Below are 12,300 nucleotides of genomic sequence, written 5' to 3'. Positions count from 1 at the left end.
ACGCTGGCGTTGGCCGGCTGCGCCAACGACCCGGCGCCGACCGCGCAGATGAGCCTGGCCGCCAAGGCGGTGGAACAGGCCCGCGCCGTGGGTGCCGACGAGCAGATCCCGGAAATGCAGATGGCCGAGCGCAAGCTCGCCCGCGCGGAAAAGAACATGGGTGAAGAAGACTACAAGCGCGCCCGGGTATTCGCCGAACAGGCCGAACTGGATGCGCGCCTGGCCGAGGCCAAGGTGCTGACGCAGAAGAGCCAGACGCAATTGCTTGAGCTCAATACCCGCATCACGCGCCTGCGCAAGCAACTGGGGGATCAGCAGTGAGCCGCAGCAACTACCTGGCGAGCGTTCTGCTGCTGGCCCTGAGTACACTTGGCGGCTGCGCCAGCCAGGACAGCCAGCAGGCTCTGGTCGAGGCCGAGGGTCACTTCCAGAAGGTCAAGGAAAACGCCGATGTGCTGCGCAGCGCGCCGAAGGATGTGATTCGCGCCGGCGAGTCGCTGGCCCGTGCGCAACGCCTGTCCAACTACTGGGGCAGCGACGCGGACGTGCTGCACTATGCCTACCTCAGCCAGCGCTACAGCGAGATCGCCAGCCAGCACAGCGAGCTGAGCCTGAACCAGGAGCGGGCCGCCAAGCTCGAACTGGAGCGTCAGCGCCTGCAGCTGGCTCTGCGCGAGGCCAAGCTGCTCAGCGTGCAGCAGCAGGGGCAGTGGCTGGAGGAGCAGATGGTCAGCCTGGCCGCCAGCGAAACCGAGCGTGGCCTGGTGATGACCCTGGGCGACGTGCTGTTCGATGCCGGCCGTGCCGAACTGAAGACCGCAGCCAACCGCACGCTGCTCAAGCTGGTGCAGTTCCTCCAGCTCAACCCGCGGCGCATCGTGCGCATCGAGGGCTATACCGACGGCCGCGGCGACGCCAGGGAGAACCTCGAGCTGTCCCGCGCCCGGGCGCAGACGGTGGCCGATGTGCTGGTCGACCTGGGCATCGACAGCCAGCGCATCAGCGTCGAAGGCTACGGCGAAGCCCATCCGGTGGCGGAGAACGCCTCCAGCCGCGGGCGGGCGCAGAATCGCCGGGTCGAGATCGTGTTTTCCGACGACAAGGGCAAGCTGCAGCCCGCTCGCTGATCCCGCCCGGTACAAGCAACCCCGGTCGCTGCCCGCCCCGGGGTTTTTTGTGCCCGGCAGGCGAGGGCATGGGTACAGCGGGCTGCTTGAGCTAGTGCGGATCACACTGTATTGCCGAGATAGATGGGAACTGTACTGCTGTTGCCTGGGTCTGATGGGCTACTGTTCTGGTTCAGTGGCACAGATGTCCAAGGATTCGTCGTAATGACCAGCTTGTTGCTTTACCAACGCATCGCCCAGCAATTGGCCGAGGATATCCGTCGCGGCGTTTATCAGCCCGGCGAGCGGGTGCCCTCGGTGCGCAAGATGAGTTCGCAGCTCAGCGTCAGCCATGCCACCGTGCTGCAGGCCTACGCCAACCTGGAAGACCAGGGGCTGATCCGCGCCCGCCCGCAATCCGGCTTCTACGTGCACCAGAGCGCCTCGCTGACCGCGCCGACCCCCGATATCGCCCGGGTCGAGCTGCCGGGCCTGGTCACCCGCAGCAGCATCATCAACCAGGTACTCACCGACTCGCGCCAGGAAAATATGTTCCCCCTCGGCGCCGCCGTGCCGCATGTGGACTACCTGCCGGTGCGCGCGCTGCACCAGCAACTGGCCAAGGTCACCCGCTTCCACAGCCCGCAGGCCTTCAGCTACATGTTCAGCCCCGGCTTCGAGCCGCTGCGCCGCCAGGTGGCGATCCGCATGCGCGACGCCGGCGTGGTGGTCGACCCCTCGGAAGTGGTGATCACCCACGGCTGCGTGGATGCCATCCACATGGCCCTGCGCGTACTGACCAAGCCCGGCGACCTGATCGCCGCCGAGTCGCCGACCTACTACGGCCTGCTGCAACTGGCCGAGCTGCTCGGCCTCAAGGTCATCGAGATCCCCAGTGACCCGACCACCGGCATGAGCCTGGAGGCGCTGCAGCTGGCGGCCAACCAGTGGCCGATCAAGGCCCTGGTGCTGACCGCGCGGCTGAGCAACCCCATGGGCGGCAGCATGCCCGAGGAGCGCCAGAAGCAGCTGCTCAGGCTCACCGCCGACTACGGCATCCAGGTCATCGAGGACGACATCTACGGCGAACTGCTGTTCGAGCCGGGGCGCAGCAAGGCGCTCAAGGCCTACGACCGCGACGACCAGGTGGTGTACTGCTCGAGCTTCTCCAAGACCATCTCGCCGGGGGTGCGCATCGGCTGGGTGATTGCCGGCCGTCACCAGGACGAGATCGGGCGCCTGCAGACCTTCAGCACCCACTCGGCCTGCAGCGTGACCCAGATGGGCGTGGCCGCCTACCTGGAGAACGGCGGCTACGACCGCCACCTGCGCTATATCCGCCAGGAGTACCGCAAGAACATGACCGCCTACCAGCTGGCGGTGCAGCAGTACTTCCCGGAAGGCACGCAGATGACCCGGCCCAACGGCGGCTTCATCCTCTGGGTCAGCCTGCCAGGGCGGGTCAACGTGCGCGACCTGCATGCGCGGGCCTTGCAGCAGGGCATCAGCATCGCGCCGGGGCTGATCTTCAGCAACACCGAGCAGTTCAACAACTGCCTGCGCCTGACCTGCGGCATCCCCTGGGACCGCGAGTCCGAGCGGGCGATGATGACCCTCGGCAGGCTCGCCGGGCAGTTGTGCCAGGAAGCGTTGCAGTGATGGTGCCGCGGGCTTAACCCGAAGCGGGTGGTGGCTCCGTCTACCTGAGCGAATGAACCTTTCGCCCCAGGAGACCGCCAGCATGTCCGACCTCATCCCCCTGATCCGCCAACCCCTGCTCGCCGGTTTCAGCGCCGGCCTGGCCCTGGCGCTGACCGCCTGCAGCGCGGCCAATAACGACGCCGAGAAGAAAGCCGCGGCCAAGCCGGTCGAGCCGGTCGTGCAGCAGCACGTGCTGCATGAGGAAGTGGACGCCAGCGCGGCCTATCGTGCACCGGCCAGGATCAAGGCCGAAGCGGCCAGCGTCGCCGGCGCCATGGAAACGAGCAAGATGCTGCCGCAGAGCATGCCGATGATCGCGCCGGCGCCCATGGCCGACAGCGCCCAGTTCGGCTATCAGGACGTGTACCGCGAGCAGTACCAGAAAGTCGCCGACAACCCGGTGCAGGCCGTGGCCGAGCAACCGGTGTCGACCTTCAGCATCGACGTCGACACCGGCAGCTACGCCAACGTGCGCCGTTTCCTCAACGACGGCAGCCTGCCGCCCAAGGACGCGGTGCGCCTGGAGGAGCTGGTCAACTACTTCCCCTATGCCTACCCACAACCCAAGGGCGACACCCCATTCGGCGTCGGCACCGAGCTGGCCACCTCACCGTGGAACCCGCAGACCCGCCTGCTACGCGTGGCGATCAAGGCCTCCGACCTGAGCGCCGCCGAGTTGCCGCCGGCCAACCTGGTGTTCCTGGTCGACGTGTCCGGCTCCATGGATCGCCGCGAAGGTCTGCCGATGGTGCAGAGTACCCTGAAACTGCTGGTCGACCAGCTGCGCCCGCAGGACCGCGTAGCTCTGGTCACTTATGCCGGCAATGCCAGCGTGGTGCTGGAGTCGACTGCCGGCAGCGAGAAAGCCAAGATCCGTGCGGCCATCGACCAGCTCAGCGCCGGCGGCTCCACCGCCGGCGAGTCGGGCATCCAGCTGGCCTACCAGGAGGCGCAGAAGGGCCTGCTCAAGAACGGTATCAACCGCATCCTGCTGGCCACCGATGGCGACTTCAACGTCGGCATCAGCGACTTCGAGACCCTCAAGCAGCTGGCCGCCGACAAGCGCAAGACGGGCGTGTCGCTGACCACCCTGGGCTTCGGCACCGACAACTACAACGAGCAGCTGATGGAGCAGCTGGCCGACGCCGGCGACGGCAACTACGCCTACATCGACAACCTGCGCGAGGCGCGCAAGGTGCTGGTGGATCAGCTCAGCTCGACCCTGGCCGTGGTGGCCAAGGACGTGAAAATCCAGGTCGAGTTCAACCCGGCCGAGGTCAGCGAGTACCGCCTGCTCGGCTACGAGAACCGCGCGCTGAAGCGCGAGGATTTCAGCAACGACAAGATCGATGCCGGCGAGATCGGTGCCGGGCACACGGTCACCGCGCTGTATGAAATCGTCCCGGTCGGCGCCAAGGGCTGGCTGGAGCCGCTGCGCTACGCCGAGGCCGGCAAGGGCGCGGGCAAACCCGGCGAGATCGCCTGGCTGCGCCTGCGCTACAAGGCGCCGGAGGGTGGCAGCAGCAAGCTGGTCGAGGTGCCGATCAACAAGGGCGATGGCGTGATGCCGATCGCCCAGGCCAGCGAGGACCTGCGTTTCGCCGCCGCCGTGGCCGCCTTCGCCCAGCAGCTCAAGGACGGCCAGTACACCGGCGAGTTCGGTCTGGCCGATAGCGCCGCCCTGGCCCGGGGTGCCAAGGGCGAGGACCGCTACGGCCTGCGTGCCGAGTTCGTGCAACTGGTGGAGCTCGCGCAAAGCCTGCAAACTCCGCAAAACGTTCAAGTCAGGGCCGACTAATTGAACCAACCGATGAGAGACGATGACGCCGCCTTGTTGCGGCGTTATCGCCAAGGCGATGCCGGGGCCTTTGCGCAGCTGTACGAGCGCCATCGCCTCGGTCTGTTTCGTTTCCTGCTGGGCCTGTGTGGCGACCATGCCCTGGCCGAGGAGGTGTTCCAGGACACCTGGATGAGCCTGATTCGCAGCGCCAGCGAGCAACGCGAGGCGGTGCTGTTCAAGACCTGGTTGTACCAGATCGCGCGTAACCGCCTGATCGACCACTGGCGCAAGTCCGGTCGCCACCAGGGAAAACTCGATGAGTACGACGAGCAGCAGCACGCCAGCGCCGATCCGGGCCCCGGACCCGAGCAGCAACTGCTGCTCAGTCGCGACCAGGAGCGCCTGCAGGCGGCCCTGGCCGACCTGCCCGAAGAGCAGCGCGAGGTGTTCCTGCTGCGCGCCCAGGGTGATCTGGAACTGCACGAGATCGCCGACCTCACCCAGACCCCGGCGGAAACCGTGAAGAGTCGTCTGCGTTACGCGTTGAACAAGTTGCGTCGGCTGCTGGCCGATCCGGCTTCGGCCGAGGAGGTATCCGCATGAGCCCCCAAGACAAAGACCTGCAGCAAGAACAGCAACTGCTGCAGCATTACCGCCAGCACAGCCAGGGCGAGCCGTCTGCCGTCGTGGATGCGCTGATCCTCGCCGCCGCCCGCCAGGCCGTCGCCCCGGCTACGCCCAGCGCCGCCCAGCGCCTGCATGGCTGGCTGTTCGGCCGCGGCAGCCGTACCCGCTGGTCGGTGGCTTTTGCCGGCCTGGCCACCCTGGGCATCGGCCTGAGCCTGACCTGGCGCACCCAGGAACAGGCGCCCACTGCCTACGATATGCCGGCACCTGTCGCTGCCGAGGCGCCGGCAGCACCCATGCTGGGTGAAATGGCGCCGCAGGTGGCCCGCGAGGCGCACCAGCCGTCTGCCGAGGTGGAGCAGAAAAAAGTCCAGGCGACGAGCAAGAAGGCCGAGGCCGCCGAGTCCGTTACCGAAGCGGTCGCCCCAAAAGTGGCCTACAGGGCCGCCCCGTCGACCACTGTCCTGCAACCTCAGGCGGCCCCGGCCAAGCCCGCCGCACTGCCGGCAGAGGCACTGGCCGATTTCGCTGCGGCTCCGGCGGCCCGTGACGAGGCCCAGGCGCTCGCCAAGGCCAAGCAGCAGGCGCAGACCGCAGCCAGGACCTGGGACGAGGAGCAGTCGGCGGGCCTGGGTCATTCCGAGGTGGACGAGGCACCGCCGCTGGAACTGCGCCTGCACAATATCCTGCGCCTGCGCGCGGAGGGCCGGCAGGCCGAGGCCGATCGGCTGTTGCAGGCCCTGCGTGCCGAGTACCCGCAGCTGGATCTGGATGCCGAGCTCAAGCGCCTGCAGGGCGCGGCGGAAAAGCCGGGCAGTTCCCGCTAGCGGCGGGCCGGCCCGGCTAGAATGCGGCTCCTTCCCGCGCAAGGAGCCGCGCCGTGTCGTACCAAGAAACCCCGGAAGAGGCCAGGGAACCGCTGAGCAAGATCGTCCTGATGCTGCTCTGGGAACTGGCCCGGCTGGTCGTGCCGATTGCCGCCGTGGCCCTGCTGCAGCCGCTGGTGGCGCTGGCCGTGGTGCTGCTATTCACCCTGGTGACCGGCCTGTGCGTCCGGCTCAAGTGGCCGAAAACCGCCAAGGCGCTGAGCTGGCTGCTGACTGCCGCGGTCATCGGCTTGTGCTTTGCCGTGTTCAACTGGATGTCCAGTTGGTGGGGTATCCCGGTCTGCGTCATTCTGCTGCTGGTCGGCATGGCCTGTGTCAGCAGTTACGAGCGCTATCTGGGGCTGGCCAAGGCCAAGCCGCAGCCGATCGAGGCGCCCGCGCAGCGCGGCGCCAGTGCCTGGCATGGCGATGACCTGCTGACGCCGGAGGGCGAGCCGGTGCGTTGCCTGTCCATGGGCGAGATCGCCATGGGCGGGCCGACCTACGGCACCTACCTGTTTCCCGATGGCGTGCTGCTCGACGGCCTGGGCTCCTCTCTGCGCTTTTCCAGCAGCGGCCGCTACTTTGCCGCACCCTTGCCGAGCCGCGAACGCTGGGGCCTGCTGATCCTCGATCGCCAGGAAAAGCGCGTGTACCGCAATGCCGAGATCGGCGAGTTCTGGGAAATCGACGAATTCACCGACCAGGCCATCAGCGGCCGGCACAGCCCGCTGGTGGGCAACCAGGGCTATCGCATGCCGCTGGCCGACCTGCTGGCGCAAAGCGAGGGCGTCGACCTGGTGGCGGTGCGCGACCTGTGGCTGGAGCCGGGCTGGCACCAGGCGTCGGCGGACAAGACGTTCCCCGCACCGGCCGGCGCGCATCGCCTGCGTGGCATCAGCCACCTGCCGGACAACCTGCGCGAGCTGGACGACCCCACCGAACTGCTGCGTTACCCGGCGCTGCGCCTGGAGATCGATGGTGCGTTGAGCGAACTGCTGATCGATGCCGACGAGCAGCCGCTGTGGCGTGCCGACGGCCAGGCCCTGGTCTGCCATGCCATCACCCTGGCCGCCACCCGGCGCTGGCCGCGCGAGCTGTGGCTGTGGCAGGCCGAGCAGGGCTGGCGGCAACTGCCCGCCGGCTGGGTCCAGGGCGAAGACGAGCCGGACCTGTCCTGGGATGAGGTGATTCGCCTGGAGCAGGATCAGCTGCAACTGGCCGGCAGCTTCAACGCGCCCTGTCTCGATCACCTGCATTTCGGCTACTGGCTGCACAGCACCTGCAGCGACATCGAGACCGGCGTGGGCCATGACGCCGAAGGGCGCATCCTGCTCGGCGAATACCGCCGCAGTCGCCTGACCCTGCTGCAGCCGCTGGCCGGGCAGGGTATGCGCGGTGAAGCGGGGCTGTTGAGCCAACCGCTGCTCGGCGAGGTACAAGCGCGCTTCGACTGGCGCCGCGACAGCCAGGATGGTCGCCTGGGCGCCTATGCCTGCCGTATCGGCGACTGGCAGCTGGAGGGCGAGTGGCTGCTCGATCACCGGGTTTCCGACTGCGGTCGTTACCTGGCCCTGGTGGCCTTTGCCGAGGCGCCGGCGGTGCCGCATCGGGTCTGCGTGGCCGACCTGCAGCAGCGCCGCCTGCTGGCTTACGCCGGGCAGCCGCTGGTGGCGCTCCTGCTGGATTTTCGCGGCGGCGTGCTGCGCCTGGCCGAGGTGCTCGGGCGCTTCGGCCGCGACGAGCGGGATACGCCGCTGCGCCGTTTCGACCAGGCCGCCCCGGCAGCCGAGCGGGCTGCGCGCTTTGTCGAAGGTGACGCCAACACGCGGCCCTATTACCAGCCACTCGCTCTGCGCGTCGGCGCACAGGATCTGCAGGCGCTGCCGAACTGGCGCCTGGTCGAGCGAGCGCAGGTGGCCAATGCCGATGGCGACTTCGTCCTGCCGGCGCCGGGCGGCCGTGATGCAGCCTGGTTGTTCGGCGCGCAGAGCGAGTTTTGCGACCACTACCTGCGCGAACGGCATCCGCGCGGCGGCGGCTGTTTACTCACCGCTTCCGGGCTGGCCCTGGCCAACCTGGGGCCGTCGCTGATCTGGTCGGAGGATGGCCGCTACCTGGCGCTGACTCGCCATATCCGGCGCCTGGAGGCCAGTGAGCGGGTCGACACCGATCAGTGGCAGCTGCTGCTGCTCGATGTACAGCAGCGCACCCTGCGCGATACGGCCAGCCATATCGGCTGCATGCCGCAGTTCCTCGGTTTCGACGCCGGCGGTATCGAATTGCGGGTGCTGCCGAGCGACTGGGAGCATGAGGACTCGGCCGGCGAATGGCAGGTGCGGCGCATCGAGCTAAGCCAGCTGCTGGCGCTGTGCACGGCCCAGTTCGAGGCCCGCGGTGCGCTGTGGCTGCCACCGGAGGAACTGGTGCGGGCCGGCCAGTGGCAGCGCCTGGAGAGCAGCCATCTGCAAGCCTGGCGCTTTGGCTAAGGCTGGAAACATCATGGCAAGGCGCTCTGCTTGTCAGAACGGCCGGCGGGGGCGAGCATAAGGCGTCCCGTTTCGATCCTGCCTGCCATGACCGCTTTTCGTTTGACTGCCCTGCTACTGGCGCTGGGCCTGCTTGCGGCCTGCGACGAACCACCCAAGCCGCCGGCTCCCGTGCCGACTCCGCCGAGTATCGCCGCGCCGCCTGCCGGCCCCGGCGAGCCGCCGGCCCGTGTCGCCGCGCCGCCGGCCGTTAGTCCAGTACAGACTCAGCCGGCGGCGCAGAACAAGCCTGAGCCCCGCGCACCCGTCCGCCAGCAGGCCAAATCGCAGCCTGTCGCGAAGGCTCAGGCTGAACGCCCCACGCGTTTGCCCCCGGTCAAGCTTGATCTGCGTCTGCCGGCCGAACTGGTCGAGCAGATGGAGCTGGGCGAGCCGCTGGCGGAGTTACCGAGCGAGCCCCTGCTGCCTCCGCTGTTCGGGGAGAAACCAGCCGAGCCGGGGCCGTTCCAGCTCAACGGCCGGTTGATCACCAACGATGAGAGCGAGGACTACTGGGATTCGGTGGAAGGCGCCGAGCTGCAGTTCGAGTTCCGCAACTAGCGAGGGCGAATTCGGAACGCTGTTGTGGGAGCGAATTTATTCGCGAAAGCAGGCGCATGGAGTGGCCATTATCGCGAATGAATTCGCTCCCACAGACGATTAGAGCTAGCGCCGCAAACTCCCGTCCAGCACAACCTTATGGGGGGTGTGCGGGGCCGGTCAGTCGACAAACAGGTCGGTCATCAGCTTGCCGGCCGGATCAAAGCGGTACTGCTCGAAGTCGCTCTGGCCCTGTTCGCGGAGGATTTCCTCGTCGATCAGCAGGCGGCCGCTGATGCTGCGTTCGCTGCTGGCGAGGATGGCGCAGGCGGCGTCGGCCATGATCGCCGGCAGGCGTGCGGCCTTCATCACCGCCGGGCCGCCGGCCTCGAACTCGATGGCTGCGGTGGCGATCACCGTCTTCGGCCACAGCGAGTTGACGCTGATGCCGTACTTGCGGAATTCCTCGTGCATGCCCAGGGTCAGCATGCTCATGCCGTACTTGGTGGTGGTGTAGGGGCCGTAGTTGGCGAACCACTTGGGGTCGAGGTTGATCGGCGGACTGAGGCTGAGGATGTGGCCCTTGCTCTGTTTCAGGTACGGCAGGGCGGCCTGGCTGCAGACCATCACCGCGCGGCTGTTGATCTGGAACATCAGGTCGTAGCGCTTGGGCTGCAGGTGTTCGACGCCCACCAGCTTGATCGCCCCGGCATTGTTGACCAGCGCGTCGATGCCGCCGAAGTGCGCGGCGGCCTGGGCCATGGCGGCCTTCACCGCTTCCTCGTCGCGTACGTCCAGCTGCAGGGCCAGGGCCTTGCCGCCGGCGGCCTCGACCTCGGCGGCCACCGAGTGGATGGTGCCCGGCAGCTTGGGATGGGCCTCGGCGCTCTTGGCCGCGATGACGATATTGGCGCCCTGGGCGGCAGCCTTGAGGGCGATCTCGCGGCCGATGCCACGGCTGGCGCCGGTGATGAACAGGGTCTTGCCGGAAAGGGACATGGGTGTACTCCGTGGAGCCTACGACTCGATGTGGGAGCGGCTTCAGCCGCGATATTCAGCTCACCTTGGACTCATTCGCGGCTAAAGCCGCTCCTACAGGTGCAGCGACAGTTCGTGGGCCGTAGCCCGGATGAAATCCAGGCCACGGTTTCAGGCTTCGGCGGCTTCGACTTCCACCAGCAGCTGGCGATTCTTCACCTGGTCGCCCTGGCTGACCTGCACGCGGCGGATCACGCCGTCGATGCCGGCCTTGAGCGGGTGTTCCATCTTCATCGCTTCCAGCACCACCAGCAGCTGGCCCTTGCTGACTTGCTGACCTTCGCTGACCAGCACCTCGACGATCGCGCCATCCATCGGCGCCTTGACCGTGCCGGAGCTGGCGGCGTTCTGCCCGCCGGCCGGTTCGTGGGTGACGTCGGTGAGTTCCAGGTTGCCGGCATGGCCGTACAGCCATACCTGCTCGCCGGCCAGGTGATAGGCGCGGCGCTGGCGGATGCCGTCCAGCTCCAGGCTGGCCCAGCGGCCGTCGCTGGCCAGCAGGCGCAGTTCGACCTGAGCTTCGCCGACCTGGGCGCGCAGCAGCGGCTGTGCGCCGGACTCCAGCACTTCCAGCTCGACTACATGCTTCTGCTCGCCCTGCTTGAGCACGAAGTGCCAGGGCGCGCCACCGGCGTTGCGCCAGCCGGCCAGGCCGGACTGATGCGCGCGGGCATTGGCCGAGGCCTGGTAGAGCAGGGCGCAGGCAGTAGCCAGCTCGGCGGCAGCCGGTGCCTGCGGGGTCAGGCTCGGGTCGTCGGCAAAGTGTTCGCCGATAAAGGCGGTGGTGGCGTTGCCGGCGGCAAACTCAGGGTGCTTGAGCAGGTTGGCGAGGAAGCGCTGGTTGCCGTTGACGCCGAGCAGCACGCAATCCTCGACCGCACGCGCCAGCTTGCGCCGGGCCTCGTCGCGGGTGGCGCCGTAGGCGATGACCTTGGCCAGCATCGGATCGTAGAACGGGGTGACGGCCTGGCCTTCGACCAGGCCGTGGTCGATGCGGATGCCGTCGAGCAGCGCCGGCTCCCAGCGCAGCACCTGGCCGGTCTGCGGCAGGAAGTTGTGCGCGGAATCCTCGGCATATAGGCGCACTTCCATGGCGTGACCGGTCAGGCGGATCTCGTCCTGCTTGAGCGGCAGCGGCTGGCCCTCGGCCGCGCGGATTTGCCAGACGACCAGGTCCTGGCCGGTGATCAGCTCGGTGACCGGGTGCTCCACCTGCAGGCGGGTGTTCATTTCCAGGAAGAAGAATTCGCCGCTCTGGTCCAGCAAAAACTCCACGGTACCGGCGCCGACGTAGTTGACCGAGGCGGCGGCCTTTACCGCCGCTTCGCCCATGGCTTTACGCAGCTCCGGTGTCATCACCGGGCAGGGCGCTTCCTCGACCACTTTCTGGTGGCGGCGCTGCACCGAGCAGTCGCGCTCGCCCAGATAAACGATGTTGCCGTGCTGGTCGCCGAACACCTGGATTTCCACATGGCGCGGCTGGATCACCGCGCGTTCCAGGATCAGCTCGCCGGAACCGAAGGCGTTCTGCGCCTCGGAACGGGCGGTGCGGATCTGCGCCAGCAGCTCGCCGGACTCATGGACCAGGCGCATGCCACGGCCGCCGCCACCGGCGCTGGCCTTGATCATCAGCGGGTAGCCGATGCGCTGGGCCTCGCGGCTCAGAGTCTGGTCGTCCTGCGCCGCGCCTTCGTAGCCGGGGATGCAGGGCACGCCGGCTTCGAGCATGGCGATCTTCGACAGGCGCTTGCTGCCCATCAGGTGGATGGCTTCCACGGTCGGGCCGATAAACACGATGCCGGCCGCCTCGCAGGCGCGGGCGAAGTCGGCGTTCTCGGAGAGAAAGCCGTAGCCGGGGTGGATCGCGTCGGCGCCGGTTTTCTGCGCCGCTTTGATGATGTTGTCGATCACCAGGTACGACTGGTTGACCTGGGCCGGGCCGATGCACACGGCCTCGTCGGCCAGCTGCACATGGCGGGCGCCGGCGTCGGCGGCGGAATACACCGCCACGGTGCGGTAGCCCAGGGCCTGCGCGGTGCGCATCACCCGGCAGGCGATTTCGCCACGGTTGGCGATCAGAATCTTGTTGAAGGCGGGCATCATCGTGCTCCTGC

Annotated in this window: 10 protein-coding genes; 8 read left to right on the top strand and 2 right to left on the bottom strand. The window is 67.6% G+C overall.

Annotated features, from left to right (window positions below; all coding sequences use genetic code 11):
• Positions 1–48 precede the first annotated feature (48 nt).
• The 8 genes from F3I16_RS19075 to F3I16_RS19040 all read left to right on the top strand — a co-directional run bounded on the left by F3I16_RS19075 (position 49) and on the right by F3I16_RS19040 (position 9,169).
• Positions 49–321, top strand: a complete 273-nt coding sequence (locus F3I16_RS19075) for a DUF4398 domain-containing protein (RefSeq protein ID WP_160490912.1) — start codon at positions 49–51, stop codon at positions 319–321.
• Complete coding sequence (locus F3I16_RS19070) at positions 318–1,127, top strand: OmpA family protein (protein WP_160079528.1); 810 nt, start codon at positions 318–320, stop codon at positions 1,125–1,127. Before F3I16_RS19075 ends, F3I16_RS19070 begins: the two co-directional genes overlap by 4 nt.
• 204 nt (positions 1,128–1,331) lie before the next feature.
• Positions 1,332–2,765, top strand: coding sequence for a PLP-dependent aminotransferase family protein (locus F3I16_RS19065; protein WP_160490864.1), 1,434 nt, complete (start codon positions 1,332–1,334; stop codon positions 2,763–2,765).
• A gap of 82 nt (positions 2,766–2,847) precedes the next feature.
• Complete coding sequence (locus tag F3I16_RS19060) at positions 2,848–4,605, top strand: VWA domain-containing protein (protein WP_160495110.1); 1,758 nt, start codon at positions 2,848–2,850, stop codon at positions 4,603–4,605.
• Positions 4,606–5,190, top strand: a complete 585-nt coding sequence (locus tag F3I16_RS19055; RefSeq protein ID WP_160495109.1) for an RNA polymerase sigma factor — start codon at positions 4,606–4,608, stop codon at positions 5,188–5,190.
• On the top strand, positions 5,187–6,041 hold the full coding sequence (locus F3I16_RS19050) for a hypothetical protein (RefSeq protein WP_160495108.1): 855 nt from the start codon (positions 5,187–5,189) through the stop codon (positions 6,039–6,041). Before F3I16_RS19055 ends, F3I16_RS19050 begins: the two co-directional genes overlap by 4 nt.
• 53 nt (positions 6,042–6,094) lie before the next feature.
• Positions 6,095–8,569: a hypothetical protein gene (locus F3I16_RS19045; protein WP_160495107.1), complete on the top strand. Its 2,475-nt coding sequence runs from the start codon at positions 6,095–6,097 to the stop codon at positions 8,567–8,569.
• A gap of 87 nt (positions 8,570–8,656) precedes the next feature.
• Positions 8,657–9,169: a hypothetical protein gene (locus tag F3I16_RS19040; RefSeq protein WP_160495106.1), complete on the top strand. Its 513-nt coding sequence runs from the start codon at positions 8,657–8,659 to the stop codon at positions 9,167–9,169.
• Positions 9,170–9,328: 159 nt separating this feature from the next.
• Here the strand turns inward: F3I16_RS19040 and F3I16_RS19035 are convergent, their stop codons facing one another.
• Together F3I16_RS19035 and atuF are read right to left on the bottom strand one after the other, a co-directional pair.
• The gene (locus tag F3I16_RS19035; protein WP_160495105.1) at positions 9,329–10,147 is read right to left on the bottom strand and encodes an NAD(P)-dependent oxidoreductase; all 819 of its coding nucleotides are present in this window, start codon (positions 10,145–10,147) and stop codon (positions 9,329–9,331) included.
• A gap of 150 nt (positions 10,148–10,297) precedes the next feature.
• A complete protein-coding gene (gene atuF, locus F3I16_RS19030) occupies positions 10,298–12,286 on the bottom strand; it encodes a geranyl-CoA carboxylase subunit apha (protein WP_160495104.1) in 1,989 nt (662 codons plus the stop codon).
• Positions 12,287–12,300 lie beyond the last annotated feature (14 nt).

Origin of the sequence: Pseudomonas sp. L-22-4S-12, from assembly GCF_009799935.1 — a bacterium.
Taxonomy (GTDB): domain Bacteria; phylum Pseudomonadota; class Gammaproteobacteria; order Pseudomonadales; family Pseudomonadaceae; genus Aquipseudomonas.
Note: the sequence above shows the minus strand (reverse complement) of the source record. Positions and strands in the feature narration are given on the sequence as shown.

What these genes read in the sequence shown, in the direction of transcription:
- F3I16_RS19075 (WP_160490912.1), top strand. Translation starts at nt 49, where the DNA reads ATGAGCCTGGCCGCCAAGGCGGTGGAACAGGCCCGCGCCGTGGGTGCC.
- F3I16_RS19065 (WP_160490864.1), top strand. Translation starts at nt 1,332, where the DNA reads ATGACCAGCTTGTTGCTTTACCAACGCATCGCCCAGCAATTGGCCGAG.
- F3I16_RS19060 (WP_160495110.1), top strand. Translation starts at nt 2,848, where the DNA reads ATGTCCGACCTCATCCCCCTGATCCGCCAACCCCTGCTCGCCGGTTTC.
- F3I16_RS19050 (WP_160495108.1), top strand. Translation starts at nt 5,187, where the DNA reads ATGAGCCCCCAAGACAAAGACCTGCAGCAAGAACAGCAACTGCTGCAG.
- F3I16_RS19040 (WP_160495106.1), top strand. Translation starts at nt 8,657, where the DNA reads ATGACCGCTTTTCGTTTGACTGCCCTGCTACTGGCGCTGGGCCTGCTT.
- F3I16_RS19035 (WP_160495105.1), bottom strand. Translation starts at nt 10,147, where the DNA reads ATGTCCCTTTCCGGCAAGACCCTGTTCATCACCGGCGCCAGCCGTGGC.
- atuF (WP_160495104.1), bottom strand. Translation starts at nt 12,286, where the DNA reads ATGCCCGCCTTCAACAAGATTCTGATCGCCAACCGTGGCGAAATCGCC.